The organism is Xanthomonas sp. NCPPB 3570 (assembly GCF_056725115.1).
In genome coordinates, this window is sequence record NZ_CM161513.1 from 3,277,517 (window position 1) to 3,294,808 (window position 17,292).

12 protein-coding genes, 1 pseudogene and 1 riboswitch are annotated in these 17,292 nt (G+C 70.4%); of the genes and pseudogenes, 10 read left to right on the forward strand and 3 right to left on the reverse strand.

Annotated features, from left to right (window positions below):
- The first annotated feature begins 10 nt into the window (after positions 1-10).
- The 5 genes and pseudogenes from AC1PLR_RS14305 to AC1PLR_RS14325 all read left to right on the forward strand — a co-directional run bounded on the left by AC1PLR_RS14305 (position 11) and on the right by AC1PLR_RS14325 (position 8,153).
- Positions 11-1,393: an L-serine ammonia-lyase gene (locus AC1PLR_RS14305; protein ID WP_420009349.1), complete on the forward strand. Its 1,383-nt coding sequence runs from the start codon at positions 11-13 to the stop codon at positions 1,391-1,393.
- A gap of 114 nt (positions 1,394-1,507) precedes the next feature.
- Positions 1,508-4,597 (forward strand): ligand-binding sensor domain-containing protein, encoded by a 3,090-nt coding sequence (locus AC1PLR_RS14310; protein WP_481101410.1) that lies wholly within the window; start codon positions 1,508-1,510, stop codon positions 4,595-4,597.
- A gap of 68 nt (positions 4,598-4,665) precedes the next feature.
- The gene (locus AC1PLR_RS14315) at positions 4,666-5,676 is read left to right on the forward strand and encodes an alpha/beta fold hydrolase (protein ID WP_481101411.1); all 1,011 of its coding nucleotides are present in this window, start codon (positions 4,666-4,668) and stop codon (positions 5,674-5,676) included.
- A gap of 566 nt (positions 5,677-6,242) precedes the next feature.
- Positions 6,243-6,515: pseudogene (locus tag AC1PLR_RS14320) on the forward strand (Ig-like domain-containing protein); the annotation flags it as partial.
- Positions 6,516-6,908: 393 nt separating this feature from the next.
- The gene (locus AC1PLR_RS14325) at positions 6,909-8,153 is read left to right on the forward strand and encodes a glycoside hydrolase family 18 protein (RefSeq protein ID WP_371182843.1); all 1,245 of its coding nucleotides are present in this window, start codon (positions 6,909-6,911) and stop codon (positions 8,151-8,153) included.
- Between the two features lie 158 nt (positions 8,154-8,311).
- Here the strand turns inward: AC1PLR_RS14325 and AC1PLR_RS14330 are convergent, their stop codons facing one another.
- Genes AC1PLR_RS14330 through metX form a run of 3 tightly spaced genes read right to left on the reverse strand, consistent with a single transcriptional unit; the run spans position 8,312 to position 11,645 of the window.
- A complete protein-coding gene (locus AC1PLR_RS14330) occupies positions 8,312-9,361 on the reverse strand; it encodes a homoserine dehydrogenase family protein (protein WP_481103604.1) in 1,050 nt (349 codons plus the stop codon).
- 32 nt (positions 9,362-9,393) lie between these two features.
- Positions 9,394-10,611 (reverse strand): O-succinylhomoserine (thiol)-lyase, encoded by a 1,218-nt coding sequence (locus AC1PLR_RS14335; RefSeq protein ID WP_371181467.1) that lies wholly within the window; start codon positions 10,609-10,611, stop codon positions 9,394-9,396.
- Positions 10,608-11,645, reverse strand: a complete 1,038-nt coding sequence (gene metX, locus AC1PLR_RS14340) for a homoserine O-succinyltransferase MetX (protein ID WP_481101412.1) — start codon at positions 11,643-11,645, stop codon at positions 10,608-10,610. The genes AC1PLR_RS14335 and metX overlap by 4 nt, the downstream gene beginning before the upstream one ends.
- A gap of 70 nt (positions 11,646-11,715) precedes the next feature.
- Positions 11,716-11,834: riboswitch (SAM riboswitch) on the reverse strand.
- 103 nt (positions 11,835-11,937) lie between these two features.
- Between metX and AC1PLR_RS14345 the strand changes: the two genes are divergently transcribed.
- The 5 genes from AC1PLR_RS14345 to AC1PLR_RS14365 all read left to right on the forward strand — a co-directional run bounded on the left by AC1PLR_RS14345 (position 11,938) and on the right by AC1PLR_RS14365 (position 17,246).
- A complete protein-coding gene (locus AC1PLR_RS14345; protein WP_420010185.1) occupies positions 11,938-12,813 on the forward strand; it encodes a M23 family metallopeptidase in 876 nt (291 codons plus the stop codon).
- 67 nt (positions 12,814-12,880) lie between these two features.
- On the forward strand, positions 12,881-13,276 hold the full coding sequence (locus AC1PLR_RS14350) for a GntR family transcriptional regulator (protein ID WP_420009345.1): 396 nt from the start codon (positions 12,881-12,883) through the stop codon (positions 13,274-13,276).
- A complete protein-coding gene (locus tag AC1PLR_RS14355) occupies positions 13,269-14,180 on the forward strand; it encodes an ABC transporter ATP-binding protein (RefSeq protein WP_481101413.1) in 912 nt (303 codons plus the stop codon). Before AC1PLR_RS14350 ends, AC1PLR_RS14355 begins: the two co-directional genes overlap by 8 nt.
- On the forward strand, positions 14,177-15,565 hold the full coding sequence (locus AC1PLR_RS14360; protein ID WP_420009344.1) for a hypothetical protein: 1,389 nt from the start codon (positions 14,177-14,179) through the stop codon (positions 15,563-15,565). The genes AC1PLR_RS14355 and AC1PLR_RS14360 overlap by 4 nt, the downstream gene beginning before the upstream one ends.
- A 76-nt stretch (positions 15,566-15,641) precedes the next feature.
- A complete protein-coding gene (locus tag AC1PLR_RS14365; protein WP_017910485.1) occupies positions 15,642-17,246 on the forward strand; it encodes a peptide chain release factor 3 in 1,605 nt (534 codons plus the stop codon).
- The last annotated feature ends 46 nt before the right edge of the window (positions 17,247-17,292 follow it).

The following is a 17,292-nucleotide window of genomic DNA, read 5'->3' on the forward strand; positions in this document are numbered from 1 at the left end:
CGGCACGCGCATGGCTGTCAGTACCTTCGACCTGTTCAAGATCGGCATCGGGCCGAGTTCCTCGCACACCGTGGGGCCGATGCGCGCCGCCGAACGCTTCGTGCACCGCTGGCTGTTCGACCAGGGCCGCCTGCAGGACGTGGTGCGGGTGCGTGCCGAAGTATTCGGCTCGCTGGCCCTGACCGGGCGCGGCCACGGCACCGACAAGGCGGTGCTGCTGGGCCTGGAAGGCCAGCGCCCGAACCTGATCGATCCGGACATCATCCCCGGCGCGCTGGAGCGCATCCGCGGCAGCAAGCGCATCAACCTGCTCGGCCGGCACGAGATCGCCTTCGACGAGAAGCGCGACCTGGCGATGAACAAGCGGCAGAAGCTGCCGTACCACACCAACGGCATGCGCTTCACCGCCTACGCGGCCAACGACGAAGTCGTCGCCACGCGCGACTACTACTCGGTCGGCGGCGGCTTCGTGGTCAACCAGGACGACGCCGCCGACGACCGCATCGTCGCCGACGAGACGCCGCTGCCCTACCCGTTCAAGAGCGGCGATGAGCTGCTGGCGCAGGCCGCGCGCAGCGGCCTGAGCATCGCCGCGCTGATGTTCGAGAACGAGAAGTGCTGGCGCAGCGAGGACGAGATCCGCGCCGGCCTGCGCGAGATCTGGGGCGCGATGCAGGCCTGCGTGACACGCGGCATCCGCGAGGAAGGCACGCTGCCCGGCGGCCTGCACGTGTCGCGGCGCGCACCGGCGCTGTACCGCGAGCTGTCGTCCAAGCCGGAAGCGGCGATGCGCGATCCGCTGACCACACTGGACTGGGTCAACCTGTACGCGCTGGCGGTCAACGAAGAGAACGCCGCCGGCGGCCGCGTGGTCACCGCGCCCACCAACGGCGCGGCGGGCATCATTCCGGCGGTGCTGCACTACTTCGACCGCTTCTGCCCCGGCGCAGACGAACAGCGCGTATTCGACTTCCTGCTCACCGCCGCGGCGATCGGCATCCTGTACAAGGAAAACGCCTCCATCTCCGGCGCCGAGGTCGGCTGCCAGGGCGAGGTCGGCGTGGCCTGCTCGATGGCGGCCGGCGGCCTGGTCGCCGCGCTCGGCGGCAAGCCAGGGCAGATCGAGAACGCGGCCGAGATCGGCATGGAGCACAACCTCGGCCTGACCTGCGACCCGATCGGCGGCCTGGTGCAGATCCCATGCATCGAGCGCAATGCGATGGGTGCAGTCAAGGCGATCAACGCCAGCCGCATGGCGATGCGCGGCGACGGCAAGCACAAGGTGTCCCTGGACAAGGTGATCCGCACCATGCGCGACACCGGCCGCGACATGCAGGACAAGTACAAGGAAACCAGCCGCGGCGGGCTGGCGGTGAACGTCATCGAGTGCTGAGCCACCCCGATGGACGCTGGCCCACCCGATCACCAGCGTCCTGACTGCCGCGCGCATCAAGATCCGCGCGGCGTTGCCGCTAACCACAGAGACGTCGGCCGATCCGGCATTGGCATGCTCCTGCGGTTCCCATACGCCTCCTGGCGCCTGCTGGCGCTACAGCTGGCCATGCTCTCGACAGCGTGGAGCGCGTGTGTGCCGCAGGCGCGGGCATTGCAGCCGGACAAGCAGTTCAACCACTACGAGCGCGAAGGCTGGGGGCTAGACCAGGGCCTGCCGCAGCTGAGCGTGCAGGCGTTCGCGCAGGACCGCCAGGGCTATCTGTGGATCGGCACGATGGGCGGGCTGACCCGCTTCGACGGCGTGCGCATGACCTCGTTCAACGAGGGCGCGCCGGCGCACCTGCCCGGCAACCTGATCAAGGCGCTGCACGTCGACCCCGCCGGCACGCTGTGGATCGGCACCTACCGCGGCCTGTCGCGCTACCGCGACGGGCGCTTCACCACGCTGCTGCCACAGGATCCGCAGGCGCCACTGCTCAACATCGAGGCGATCGCGACCGATGCGCACGGCACCGTGCTGATCGCGGCGCAGGATGGCGTGTATGCGGTGCAGGGCGATCGCCTGCAACTGCGCCACCGCATCGCCAGCGGCGCCTCTGCGCTGTTGCCGCGCGCCGACGCGCTGTGGGTGGGCACGCGCGGCGAAGTGCTGCGCTTCGTCGCCGGCCAGGACGCGCCGGTGTCGCTGCCGTTGCCGCAGGAGGCCGCCGCGGTGCCGGTGCAACATCTGCTGGAGGCGCAAGGCACGCTGTGGGCCGGCACCCGCGACGGCCTGCTGCAGCGCCGCGACGGGCGCTGGCAATGGCTGCCCGATGCAGACGCGACCAGCCGGCGCGCCGTGCTGGCCCTGTTCGAGGACAGCGACCGCAACCTGTGGGTGGGACAGCCCGGCGCGCTGCTGCGCGTGCGCGATGGCGCCATCGTCGAACGCACCCCGGAAAACAAGCCGAACGTCGGCGTCAACGCGATCTTCGAGGATCGCGAGCGCAACCTGTGGCTGGGCAGCAGCTGGAACGGCGCCACGCGGCTGTGGAACGGCTGGACGCGTCGCTACAGTACGCACGAGGGGCTGGACGATGCGCTGGTGTGGACCCTGGCGCGCGATCCGGACGGATCGCTGTGGGCCGGCACCGACAGCGGCCTGTCGCAACTGCGCGATGGCCGCTACCAGCCGGTGCTGACCCTGGCGCAATTGCACAACGAAGCGCCCTACACATTGCTGGCCGAGCCGGGACAGCTGTGGATCGGCACCCGCCACGGCGCCGCCCTGTACCGCGACGGCCGGCTCGGCCAGCCGGCCTGGCTGGCGCCGCTGCGCGACCTGCAGATCAGCGGCATCGTCCGCGATCGCGCGCAGCGGCTGTGGTTCGCCAGCACCGACGGCCTGTTCCGCGCCGACGGCACGCGGCTGCGCCGCTACGGCACGGCCGAGGGCCTGCGCGATCCGCGCGTGCGGCTGATCCACCAGACCCGCGACGGGCGCCTGTTGATCGGCGCGCAGTCGGGCCTGTACGCACTTCGCGGCGAGCGCCTGGTGGCACTGGCGCCGCCGGGTTCGGCGCTGGCCAGCGCCGACATCACCGCGATCCACGAACTGCCCGGCGGGCAATGGCTGGTCGGCACCCTCAACGAGCAGTTGTGGCTGTTCGACGGCACGCACTGGTACGCGTTCGGCGAGCAGGACGGGCTACCGGTGAACGCCGCGTTCTTCATCGCCGACGACGGCCGCGGCGCGATCTGGGTGGCCGGCCTGCGCGGGGTCTACCGCGTGCGCCTGGCCGACCTGCAGCGCCACGCGGCGTCGCCGCAGGCGCCGCTGAATGCCGAACTGATGCTCACCGAGCGCGCGCAGCGCCACGGCGGCGTGCAGGGCATGTGCTGCAACGGCGCCGGCAACGGCAAGGGCTTCATTGAGCACGGCACGCTGTGGCTGCCCAGCCGCGATGGGGTGGTCGCGCTGGACACCGCCGGCATCGTCAAGAATCCGGTGGCGCCGCAGCCGGTGGTGGAGCGGGTACGTGCGCTGGGCCTGTGGCTGACGCCGCAGGCGCTGCCCACCCCGCTGCCGGAAGCCGCGCGCGACCTCGACTTCGAGTTCACCGCCGCCTCCTTCCAGGCGCCGCAGAACGTCGAACTGCGCTACCGCCTGCGCGGCTACGACCGCGGCTGGCGCACCCTCGACGACATCCGCCAGCGCTCGGTCAGCTACACCAACCTGCCCGGCGGCGACTACGTGTTCGAAGTCACCGGCAGCAACAACGCCGGCGTGTGGGCTGCAGCGCCGGCGCAGTTGCCGCTGCGGATCGCGCTGCGCTTCCAGGAAACGCCGTACTACAGGCTGCTGCTGACGCTGGGCGCGTTCGCCCTGCTGCTGTGCGCGGTGGCGCTGGCGCGGCTGCACAACCGGCGCCAGCGCGACATTCTCGAACGCCAGGTGCGCGAGCGCACCCAGGCATTGCAGGCGGCCAACCAGCGCCTGCAGGAGGCCAGCTTCACCGACGAACTGACCCAGTTGCGCAACCGCCGCTACCTGTCGCTGCACATCCCCAGCGACATCGCGCTGTACCGGCGCATGGCCGCCAACGACGAGGACATGCTGTCCTCGGGCATGCTGTTCGCGCTGATCGACATCGACCATTTCAAGTCGATCAACGACAGCGGCGGGCACCACACCGGCGACGCGGTGCTGCAGCAGATGGCGCAGTTGCTGGTGCGGCTGACCCGCGAGAGCGACTACGTGGTGCGCTGGGGCGGCGAGGAATTCCTGCTGGTGCTGCGCTCGGCGCCGCGCGAGAACCTCACCATGGCCGCCGAACGGCTGTGCCGCTCGGTCGCCGCGCACCCGTTCGTGTTCGACCACGGGCGCCAGGGCCGGGTCACCTGCTCGATCGGGCTGGCCGAATTCCCGTTCGTGCACGACCCCGACAATCTGCTCGGCTGGGAGCAGTTGCTGGTGCTGGCCGACCGCGCGCTGTACCAGGCCAAGGCCAAGGGCCGCAACGGCTGGGCCGCGTACCGGCCGGTGCTGGGCGCGCAGGCCGAACAGGTGCTGGCGGCGCTGCAGGAGCCGCTGGCGCAGATGCAGCGGCACGCCTGCCTGACCCTGGTGCACAACGGCGGCAGCCTGCCGCCACCCGCGTGACGCGTTGACGCCTGGCAAGCGCGCGCCGGGCTAAGGTCGTGGTCCATCACGTCTGCCGTCCCGCTCCCATGCGCCACTGCCTGCTGCTCGCCGCCCTCGCCCTGTCGCCGCTCGCCTCCGCCACGGCCACCGACGCACCGCCACGCTATGGCGTGCAACTGGAAGGCTTCGCCTATCCCTACCCGGTGCACTGGTACCGCTTCGACTCGCAGCGCCAGCCGCTGCAGATGGCGTACATGGACGTGGCCCCGACCGGCACGCCGAACGGCCGCACCGTGGTGCTGCTGCACGGCAAGAACTTCTGCGCCGCGACCTGGGAATCGACCATCGCCGCGCTGGTGGCACAGGGCTACCGGGTGCTGGCGCCGGACCAGATCGGCTTCTGCAAGTCGAGCAAGCCGCAGGCCTACCAGTTCACCTTCGCGCAACTGGCGGCCAATACCCATGCCTTGCTGCAGCAGGCCGGCGTGCGCCGCGCCGCGATCGTCGGCCATTCGATGGGCGGCATGCTCGCCGCGCACTACGCGCTGCAGTACCCGCAGGACGTGAGCCAGCTGGTCCTGGTGAACCCGATCGGGCTGGAGGACTGGAAGGCCGCCGGCGTGCCGTGGCGCAGCGTCGACGACTGGTATGCCAAGGAGCGCAAGACCGATGCGGCCTCGATCAAGCAGTACCAGTTGAACGCCTACTACGGCGGACAGTGGAAGCCCGAGTACGACCGCTGGGTGAGCATGCAGGCCGGCCTGTACGCCGGCCCGGGCGGCGATCGCGTGGCCTGGAACCAGGCGCTGACCTCGGACATGGTGTTCAACCAGCCAGTGGTGCAGCGCTTCCCGCAACTGCGCGTGCCGACCACGCTGTTCATCGGCCAGCGCGACCGGACCGCGATCGGCAAGGATCTGGCGCCGCCGGCACTGGCGGCGACCCTGGGCGACTACCCGGCCCTGGGCAAGCGCGCGGCCGCGGCGATTCCCGGCGCGCATCTGGTCGCCTTCGACGACCTCGGCCATTCACCGCAGGTGGAAGCGCCGCAGCGCTTCAACGCCGCGCTGCTCGAGGCGCTGGACAAGACGCCCTGATCCCAGGCGCCACACCAGTCGTGCCTGCACGGCGGCACGAACGCGTCTTGTCGCGCAGCCTGGGTGATCGGGGCAGCGTGCCGGTAGCGACAGCACGTCGCCTGGGCGTTGCACGAACCTGGCCGCCATGCGCCGTGCCAGCCCCGCCGCAAACGCGGATGCACCCGACGCTGCAGCCATTGCGCTGCAGCATCGGCCGTCCATGAAAACGTTGTCATCGCAGTGATTCTGGATGCATCTCGCATTCGCCCGAATTGTCTGTTGACAACGTTGTCTTCTGGCCAGAACCCTGCGCCTGCCCGGTCCGCGCACGAACGCCACACGCCGTCGGCGCCAAACGCTCCCGGGTGATCGGATCCAAGGAACCAGACAGCGGCGAACCGCCGCTCCTCAGTCGCGTTACCTACCGCATCGGAGGCGTCACCATGAACACGAAATCCGCTGGATCGTGGTTGCTGTTCTGTTGTCTCGTCCTCGCCGGCCTCGCGCCCGGCCAGGCCTCGGCCGCCGCGTGCAGCGGCGTCACCGCCTGGAACCCGGCCACCATCTACGCCGCCGGCGACACCATGACCTACGCCGGCCACCTGTACCGCGCCAATGGTCCGATCTGGAACACCGCGCCGACCTACTGCACCAGTTGCGGCTGGTACCAGGACCTGGGCACCTGCGACGGCAGCACCAGCAATCAGCCGCCGAGCGTGGCGCTGACCGCGCCCACCAGCGGCACCCGCTTCGTGGTCGGCACCACCATCAGCTTACAGGCGTCGGCCAGCGATCCCGACGGCAGCGTGGCGCGGGTCGAATTCTTCCGCGGCAGCACCTCGCTCGGCAGCGTCAGCGGCGCGCCGTACACGCTGTCCTGGAGCGGCGCGGCGGCCGGCGACTATAGCCTTACCGCCGTGGCCACCGACAACGCCGGCGCCCGCACCACCTCGGCCGCCGTTACGATCAGTATCGCGGCGGCGTCGACCGATACCACCGCGCCGAGCGTGCCGACCGGCCTGGCCGCGGCCACGCGCGCCAGCAACGCCATCACCCTGAGCTGGAACGCTGCCTCCGACAACGCCGGCGGCAGCGGCTTGGCCGGCTACGACATCCTTCGCGACGGCAATCGCGTGGGCACGTCCACCACCACCGCTTACACCGATTCGGCGCTGAGCGCCGACACCGCGTACGCCTACGCGGTGCGCGCCCGCGACAACGCCGGCAACGTCTCGGCCAGCAGCGCCACGCTGAACGTGCGCACCCTCCCCGCCAGCGCCGGCGGTGGCAAGCGCGTGATCGGCTACTTCACCCAGTGGGGCATCTACGGCCGCAACTACCAGGTCCGCGACATCCAGACCAGCGGCGCCGCCGGCTACCTGACCCACATCAACTACGCCTTCGGCAACGTCCGCAACAACCGCTGCGAAGTCGGCGTCACCCAGCCCTCCGACAGCAGCACCGGCGCCGGCGGCGACGCCTTCGCCGACTACACCAAGGCGTTCTCCGCCGCGCAGAGCGTGGACGGCGTGGGCGATACCTGGGACCAGCCGCTGCGCGGCAACTGGAACCAGTTGAAGAAGCTCAAGGCCGCGCATCCGGGGCTGAAGGTGCTGATCTCGCTGGGCGGCTGGACCTGGTCGCGCGGCTTCTCCAGCGCCGCGCGCGCCGAGAACCGCCAGGCCTTCGTCGCCTCGTGCATCGACGCCTACATCCGCGGCAACCTGCCGGTCACCGACGGCGCCGGCGGCAGCGCGGCCGCGGCCGGCGTGTTCGACGGCATCGACATCGACTGGGAATACCCGGTGGCGTGCGGCATCGCCTGCGGCAGCGCCGAGGACCGGCAGAACTTCACCGCGCTGCTGGCCGAATTCCGCCGTCAGCTCGACCAGGTGCGGCCGGGGCTGCTGCTGACCGTGGCGGTCGGCGCCGGCATCGACAAGATCCGGGTCACCGACCCGAACCTGTACGCGCAATACCTGGACTACCTCAACGTGATGACCTACGACTTCCACGGCGCCTGGGATCCGCAGACCAACCACCACTCCGCCCTGTTCGAGTCGTCGGCCGATCCGTCCAGCGGCGACCAGCGCTACTACAACAGCAACGACGCCATCCAGGCCTTCCTCGACCGTGGCGTGCCGGCCGCCAAGCTCAACCTCGGCATCGGCTTCTACGGGCGTGGCTGGACCAACGTGCCCAACGTCAACCATGGCCTGTACCAGAGCGGCAGCGCCGCGGCGGGCACCTACGAGGCCGGCATCGAGGACTACAAGGTGTTGCGCGGCCGCGCCGGCACCAGCTACGTCGACGCCCAGGCGCACGCGCACTGGAAGTACGACGGCAGCACCTTCTGGAGCTACGACAACCCGGCGCTGGTCACCGAGAAGATGAACTACGTCAAGACCCAGGGTCTGGGCGGCGCGTTCTTCTGGGAATTCAGCGGCGACTACCAGGGCGAGTTGCTGAAGACCATGGGCCAGGGTCTGCAATGAGCTGAGGTGCCGGCCGTCGCGCAACGCGCGACGGCCGCGCCGCGTGACCCGCACGCATCGGCATGCAGGCAACGTCGTCCACACGCCGACTGCCCGTCGGTATCGCCCCATTCCGAAACGCGACGCCCGCACGTGATGGCGGGCGTCGTTTGCTTCGCTCAGCGCACTGCGATCCGCAGCACGTCGTCGAGCAAGGCCGCCGCGGTGACATCGGCGCCCGCACCCGGCCCCTGGATCAGCAGCGGCTGCTGCAGGTAGCGGTCGCTGTGGATGGCGACGCGGTTGTCGGTGCCGGCGCCGCTGGCCAGCGGATGCGTCAGCGGCAGCGCGCGCAGGCCCACCGACGCGCCATTTGCATCGAAGCGACCGACGAAGCGCAGGCAGGCACCGGCGGCCTGTGCCTGCGCCAGGCGCGCCGCCAGCGGCGCGTCCAATTGTTCGAGTGCGGCATCCAGTTGCGCCAGCGGCACCGTGGCCAGCGCGGCCGGCACCAGCGACTCCACCTGCACCTGCTCGGCGCGCAACGGCAGGCCGGCGGCACGGGCCAGGATCAGCAGCTTGCGCCGCACGTCCTCGCCGGACAGGTCCTCGCGCGGATCGGGCTCGGTGTAGCCGGCGGCCGCGGCCTCGCGCACGCACGCGGAGAAGGCACGACGGCCGTCGTAGCGATGCAGCAGCCAGGCCAGGGAGCCGGACAGCACGCCTTCCACCGCGTGGATATGGTCGCCGCCGGCAACCAGCGCGCGCAGGCTGCTCAGCAACGGCAGCCCGGCGCCGACCGTGGCGCTGTCGCCGTAGTGGGTGCTGGCGGCATGGCGGGCGGCCTGGATCTGTTCGGCCCGCGCCAGCGCGGCGCCCTGGCCGAGCTTGTTGGCGGTGACCACGTGCACGCCGCGCCGCAGCCATTCGGCATGGCGCTGCGCCACCGCCTCGCTGGCGGTGGCGTCGACCACGATGTCGCCCCGGCCCAGGTCCTCCGGCAGCGTCACCGCCTGCGCCGTGCGCGCGGCGGCATTGGCCGCGGCCAGCGCCTGCGCGGGCGTTACCGCGCAGTCGGCAACGGTGCGCGAATTGGCCAGCCAGGCGAAGGTCGGCAGGCCGGGGCGGCGCTGCTGCAACGCCTGGTAGCGCGCGACGAAGGCGCGGCCGACGGTGCCGGTGCCGAGCAGGCCCAGCCGCGCGGTGGCCGCGACGGGCGCAGCACGCAGCGGCGCCGATGGCGCATCGGCCAGGCCGCTGCTCACGCGTCCACCCGTTTGCGTGCCAGCGCCTCGCCGGCGCGCTGCGCGCGCTGCAGGCCCGCCTGCAGGTCGGCGACCAGATCCGCACTGGATTCGATGCCCACCGACAGACGCAACAGGCCGTCGGAAATCCCGGCCTTGGCGCGCGCCTCGGCGGTCATGGCCGCATGGGTCATGGTCGCCGGATGCGCGACCAGGCTCTCCACGCCGCCCAGCGATTCGGCCAGGGTGAAGTAGCGCAGGCCGTCGACGAAGGCGCGCACCTCGGCCTCGCCACCGGCCAGTTCGAAACTGATCATCGCGCCGAAGCCGCGCTGCTGCCGCGCCGCCACCGCGTGACCAGGGTGCGAGGCCAGGCCGGGGTAGTACACCTGGCGCACCGCGGCGTGCGTGGTCAGCAGCTCCACCACCGCCTGCGCGTTTTCCTGGTGCGCGCGCAGGCGCGCGTCCAGCGTGCGCAGGCCGCGCAGGGTCAGGAACGCATCGAACGGCGAGCCGGTCAGGCCCAGCGCATTGGCCCACCACACCAGTTGCTGGTGCAGCTCGGGATCGGCAGCGATCACCGCGCCGCCGACCACGTCGCTGTGGCCGTTGACGTACTTGGTGGTGGAGTGGATCACCAGGTCGGCGCCGAAGGCGATCGGAGTCTGCAGCGCCGGCGACAGGAAGGTGTTGTCGACCACCGCCAGCGCGCCGGCCTTGTGCGTGGCGTCGATGACGAAACGCAGGTCGGTGATGCGCAGCAGCGGGTTGGACGGGGTCTCGATCAGCACCAGTTTCGGCGCCTGCGCCAGCGCATCGGCCAGCGAGCGCGGATCGGTCAGGTCGGCGGTGATCAGCTCGAAGTGGCCCTTCTTGGCCAGCGCGTTGAACAGCCGCCAGCTGCCGCCGTACGCGTCGTGCGGCACCACCAGCTTGTCGCCGGGCTGCAGCAGCGCGTTGAGCACCAGGTTGATCGCGCCCATGCCGGTAGCGGTGATCACGCCGCCGGCGCCGCCTTCCAGTTCCGCCAGCGCTTCGCCGAGCAGGTCGCGGGTGGGATTGCCGCTGCGGGTGTAGTCGTACTGGCGCTTGTTGCCGAAGCCGTCGAAGCTGAAGTTCGACGACAGCACGATCGGCGGGGTCACCGCGCCGTAGGCGGTGTCGCGGTCGATGCCGGCGCGGACCGCGGCGGTGGCGGCACTACAGGGCAGATCGGTGTCGTGGGCAGTGCTCATGCGGCAACTCCGGTGGGGCGAAGGGCGGTGGCGAGAATCGCGTCGATGCGATCGGTTTCTTTCAGGAAGGCGTCGTGGCCGTAGGGCGAACGCAGCACGCGCAGGCTGCCGCGCGGGCCGAGGCCTTCGACCAGGGTGACCAGGTCCGACAGCGGCACTAGGCGGTCGCCTTCGACCGCCACCACCACCGTGGGCACGGCGACGGCGGCCGGATCGATGCGGTGCAGGTCGATGGATTCGGACAGGCGCAGGTAGGCGTTGACCTGGGTGCGCGCCACGTACTGCGCGCCGGCGGCGTCCAGGTAGTCTTCGGCGGCGACGCGGACGCGGCCGTTGATCACTTCCGGCGCGGCGTCGAAGCGTTCGCCGAATTCCTCGGGCGTGCGGTAGCTGAGCATCGCGAACTGCCGCGCCAGCGACAGCCCGTGACTCTCCGCGCACTGCAGTTGGCCCAGCGCCACGGCGCGACGCTGCAGCGCGCGCCAGGCCGCGGCATACGGATGCGCGCGGTGTGCGCCGCTGACCGCGATCAACTTCTGCACGCGGTGCGGATGCCGCACCGCCAGTTGCAGGCCGACCAGCGCACCGTATGAGTAGCCGACGAACCCCTGCAGTTGCGCGATGTCCAGCGCGTCCAGCAGCGCGGCGATGGCATCGGCCTGGTCGGCGCTGTCGATCGGCGCATCCAGGCTGCCGTCGGCGCCGACGAAATCGAACGCCAGCAGCCGCCGCTGGGTGGGGTCCAGCGCCCGCCCCGGCCCGACCAGGCCTTCGGCCCAGCCCTTCTCGGGGAAGCTGGCGTTGGCGGCGAGATGGCGGTGCGCGGAGATGCCGCCGGCGACGAACACCACCGGCGCGGCAGCGGGGCCGCTCAGTTCGTAGCGCAGGCGCAGCAGTTGCACGCCGGCGTGGCGCAGCGGCAAGGCGACGGCGATCTCGCCACGCATCGCGTGCACGCCGTCGGCCGGCGCGGCAACGCGGTCGTGGGACGGAATGGCGGAGGTGGGGCGATCAGGCGAGTTCACGAGGCGCATGGCGGTATCCAGGGAGGAACGGCCATCGAGCTTCGCGGAGCTCGCGTTCGCCATGCAGAAGGCATGGATCGAACCATCTTTCGGCGGACGCGTGGGTCCCCGCAGGATTTGGCACCTACACGAACGCTTGCGCGTCCGCTGGCTGCCCCGGCATCAAAGGGCCTGTCCCTCCGCCGGTCTCGATGGTGAAGCCACGATGCCAGCGATTTTCCGCAATGTCAATCTCTTTATTCGGATGAAGCGATATGATTTTTCGATCCCTGGCGTCGGCCATACTCCGCTTCCCCCATCGCTGCCCCTGTCCGTGCGCCGACGCCGCCCCCGCCGCTGGCTTGCCGTGGTCCTGTCGCTGGCGGCAGCGACCGGCGCGCCCGCGCAGCCGCTGCTGCGCTGGAATGCCCCGCGGCCCGAACCAAAGCCACCGCCGGCGTGGCTGCAGGTGACCGCACGCGACAGCGGGCTGCGCGAGATCGCATTGGGCAATCCACTCGGCGGCCCGGTGCAGATCCGCCTGCTGGGCGACCGCGCCGGCTTCACTGCCGTGCCCGCGCTGCCGCTGACCGTGGAGCTCGCCGCCGGCGAGCGCCGCGTGGTTGCGCGTCTGTATCCGTCCGGCGACCTGGCCGAGACCGACGCTGGCGACGCCCGGCTGCGCATCGAGGCGGTGCCCGGCTCGCCGCGCGCCCATGCCGACCCGGCGCTGTACGCCCTGCCCTTCGCCGACCGCCCGGTGCGCATCGACCAAGGCTTCGGCGGCGCGTTCAGCCATCGCGATCCCGCCAATGCCTATGCGCTGGATTTCGCCCTGCCCGAAGGCACGCCGGTACTGGCCGCACGCGAGGGCGTGGTGATGGAGGTGCGCGACGACTTCCGCGAGTCCGGGACCGACCCGCGCCTGGGCCAGGCCGCCAACCTGGTGCGGGTACTGCACGCCGACGGCAGCATGGCGATCTACGCCCACCTGGCCGCCGGCGGCGTGCAGGTGCGGGTCGGCCAGGCGGTGCGGCGCGGCGAGCGCCTCGGCCTGTCCGGCAACACCGGCCTGAGCAGCGGCCCGCACCTGCATTTCGCCGTCCAGCTCAATCGCGGCCTGCACCTGGAAGCGGTGCCTTTCCGGATGGCCGGCCCGCTGGGCGAACTGCGCTTCGCCCATCCCACTCCACCCTGAGCGCACCGCCTACCGTTCGTCGGCAAACGCATTGACATTCGCCAAGTGTATTGATGTATTAATACACATGGATGCAACCCACCTCCACGTCCAACCCAGCGCCCCCGAGCCGATCTACCGGCAGATCGCCGAACAGATCCGCCGCCTGGTCGCCGCCGGGCAATTGCGCCCAGGCGACGGCCTGCCCTCGGTACGCGAGGTCGCCGCCACCCACGCGGTCAACCCGATGACGGTATCGCGCGCCTACAGCCAGCTCGAGGCCGAGGGCGTGCTGGAACGCCTGCGCGGCCGCGGCATGGCGGTGGCCGCGACCGCTGCAGCGCCGCAACGGCAAGGGCAGCGCCTGGAGTTGATCGAACCGCGCCTGCAGGAACTGGTCCGGCATTGCCGGGAACTGGGCCTGCCGTCGCCTCCCGTGATCGAACGTCTTGAACAGTTGTTTGGAGAACCTGGCGATGAGTAGCGTGGTAATGCAGACGGCAATCCAGACCGACCTGGACATGGACCTGCCGCTGGCGGCGCACGACCTGCACCTGGCCTTCGGTACCAGCAAGGTGCTGCAGGGTATTGACCTGCAGGTGGCGCGCGGCGAGGTAGTTGGCCTGATCGGCCGCAACGGCGCCGGCAAGAGCACCCTGCTGGCCTGCCTGCTCGGCCTGCTGCAGCCGCAACGTGGCCGGGCGCGGGTGTTCGGCGGCCCGGCGCTGCATCTGGACGACACGCGCAAGGCGCAGTTGGGGTTCGTGCCGCAGCAGCCTCAGGCCTTCGGCTGGATGCGCGTGGAGGAACTGCTCGCCTTCGCCGCGCAGCTCTATCCGCACTGGGACGTGCAGCGCGCGGACACGCTGCTGCGCCGCTGGGAGTTGGATCGGACCCAGAGCATCGGCAAGCTCTCGCCCGGCCAGGCCCAGCGTCTGGCCCTGGTCCGGGCGCTGGCCGCGCGGCCGGCGCTGCTGGTGCTGGACGAACCGGCCTCGGCGCTGGACCCGGTCGCGCGTCGCGACCTGATGCGCGAGATCGTCACCGAAACCTGCGACGCCGGCACCACCGTGCTGTTCTCCAGCCACATCGTCAGCGACCTGGAACGCGTGGCCTCGCGCGTGGCCTTCCTCAACCAGGGCCGGCTGTTGCTGGACCAGCCGCTGGACGAACTCAAGGACCGGGTCCTGCGCATCGGCATCCCGGCGCCGGCAGCGGCGACGCTGGACGCGCCGTTGCGCGGCGAACTGGCGCGCCGCCACGCCACCGACGGCGGTGTCGTGGTGGTGCTGCATGCCGACGAGCTGCCGTCCGCGCTCTTGACCGTCCCCGGCATCCGCATCGACCGACTGGGCCTGGAAGACCTGTTCATCGAGGTGGTCGGATGAACCGTCTTCCTGCAGATCTGCGCCTGCTCTGCCGCGCATCGGGCGTGACCGGATGGCTGTATCCGCCCACCCTCGCCGCCGCCTTCGCCTGCACCTGGCTGCCTGAAAAAGCCGCCAACCTGCTGCCGCTGGTCCTCACCGCGATCCTGGCGATGTTCGTGTGGATGTTGCTCGGCGCTCGCCTGCTGGGTCTGCTGGAACAGGGACGCCAACTGCGTCTGCCGTCCATGGCAGCGCGCTTCGTCAACCTGTTCGGCGCCGCACTGGCCTTGACGGTGCTGCTGCCGACGCTGCTGTTCGCCGTGCGCGGCGTCGGGCCTGGCCTGTCCCTGTCGGTCCTGCTGCTCAGCGCAAGCTTCGGCATGTTGGTCGCCACCCTGCCGGCCTGGTGTGCGCCCTTGATCGGCATCTTGCCGGGGACATTCGGCGGCTTTTTGCCCAAGGCCAGTTTCGTGCCGCTGATCCTGCATCCACGCGCCAGCCTGCTGCTCGCTGCGCTCGCCTGCGCGCTGATCAGCCTGTGGTCGTACCGATACTTGCGTGGTCGCCCGGCCGATGCGCTGTCGGCATGGTCGCGCCCGATGTGGATCGGCCTGCAGCAGCGCCAGCCCGGCGACGGCACCACCAAGCAGGCCGTCGAATCGCAGAGCGGGCGTCTGGGCTGGATCCAGGGCATCGCGCGTCCTGCCTTTCCCACCGATCTGCGTCACCAACCGGAACGCGCCATGCGCTATGCCCTCGGCCCGGGCTTCGCCCCCGGCAACGCCGCCGGCACCTTCCTGGCCGCATTGGTCACGCCGGCGCTGCTCTTGCTGCTGTGGACGCCCCTGTTGCTGCGCGCGCAATCGCCGACGCTGCCATTGGTCATGGCCAACGTCATGGCCAATCTGTCCAGCGTGAAGTTCCTGCAACGGCTGTGGCTATGGCGCAAGCACGGCAACCTGGGAATGATGGAAAGCGCGCTGCTGCCGGGCCTGGGCGCCCCCGGGCAGGCGGGCAAGCTGTTCAACCAGGTGATCCTGAAGCGCGCGCTCGCGGCGATGCTGCCCTGGCTGGGCCTGTCCTGGCTGCTAGGCGCGCTCAAGCATGCGCCGGCGGCCTATTACTCGCTGACCGTGTCGATCACCCTGACCGCGACGCTCGCCGCCAGCAGTCTGCTGTTGGCCTGCATGCGCTGGCCGCGCGGCGCGCTGTTGCTGACCGTGACCCAGTTCGTCCTGGCCATGCTCGGCGGGATCAGCATCGGCCAGGTCGGCCTGCCCGGCGCGGTGGCGCCGCACTGGCTGGCGCCGGCCTGGAGCCTGCTGCTGCTCGGCATGGTCGTCGCCTACAACCTGGTGGCCCGCCAATCCAGCAGGCGCCCGCATCCCTGGCTGCTGAACTGAACGGGCCTTGCGGGAAGCCCGCTATAATCGGCGGCTTCCTCCGTTGCCGATGACGCCCCTTGCGGGCGTGCCGCCCATGTCCGAAGTCGCCACCGAAGCTGCGCGCCGCCGCACCTTCGCCATCATTTCCCATCCCGACGCCGGCAAGACCACGCTGACCGAAAAGCTGCTGCTGTTCGGCGGGGCGATCCAGATGGCCGGCTCGGTGAAGGGCCGCAAGGCCGCGCGCCACGCCACCTCGGACTGGATGGCGCTGGAAAAGGAGCGCGGCATCTCGGTGACCTCGTCGGTGATGCAGTTCCCGTACGAAGGCAAGATCATCAACCTGCTCGACACCCCTGGCCACGCCGACTTCGGCGAGGACACCTACCGCGTGCTCACCGCGGTGGACTCGGCGCTGATGGTGATCGACGTGGCCAAGGGCGTGGAAGAGCGCACCATCAAGCTGATGGAGGTGTGCCGGCTGCGCGACACGCCGATCATGACCTTCATCAACAAGCTCGACCGCGAGGGCAAGGATCCGATCGACCTGCTCGACGAGGTGGAGACGGTGCTGGGCATCGAATGCGCGCCGGTGACCTGGCCGATCGGCATGGGCCAGCGCCTCAAGGGCGTGGTGCACCTGGTGACCGGCGAAGTGCACCTGTACGAGCCCGGCCGCAACTTCACCCGCCAGGACTCGACCATCTTCCCGTCGCTGGACGCGCCAGGCCTGGCCGAGAAGATCGGCGAACAGATGCTGGCCGAACTGCGCGAGGAACTGGAACTGGTGCAGGGCGCCAGCCACGCCTTCGACCTGGACGCCTACCGCGCCGGCAAGCAGACCCCGGTGTTCTTCGGCTCCGGCGTCAACAACTTCGGCGTGCAGCCGCTGCTGGACTTCTTCGCCGAGCACGCGCCGCCGCCGCAGCCGCGCGCCACCACAGGCCGCCAGGTGCAGGCCGGCGAGGACAAGCTCACCGGCTTCGTGTTCAAGATCCAGGCCAACATGGATCCGCAGCACCGCGACCGCGTCGCCTTCATGCGCATCTGCTCCGGCCGCTTCGCCGCGGGCATGAAGACCCTGCACGTGCGCACCGGCAAGGAGGTCAAGCTGGCCAACGCGCTGACCTTCATGGCCAGCGATCGCGAGATCGCCGCCGAGGCCTACCCCGGCGACGTCATCGGCATCCACAACCACGGCACCATCTCCATCGGCGACACCTTCACCGAGGGCGAATCGCTGTCGTTCACCGGCATCCCCAACTTCGCTCCGGAACTGTTCCGCCGCGCACGCCTGCGCGACCCGCTCAAGCTCAAGCAGTTGCAGAAGGGCCTGGCGCAGCTGTCCGAGGAAGGCGCCACCCAGTTCTTCCGCCCGCTGATGAGCAACGACCTGATCCTCGGTGCGGTCGGCACGCTGCAGTTCGACGTGGTCGCCTACCGGCTGAAGGACGAGTACGGGGTGGACGCCAGCTTCGAACCGGTGGGCGTGGTCACCGCGCGCTGGGTGCACTGCGACAACCCCAAGAAGCTGGAAGAGTTCCGCGAGAAGAACGCGATGAACCTGGGCATCGACGCCGCCGGCGAACTGGTCTACCTGGCGCCGACCCGGGTCAACCTGCAACTGGCGCAGGAACGCGCGCCGGACGTGCGCTTCGCCGCCACGCGCGAACACGCGCACAGCGTGGCGGTGGAATGACCGTCATGTGACCGCGGGCGTGCGCCGGCTGAGCGCACGCCCAACC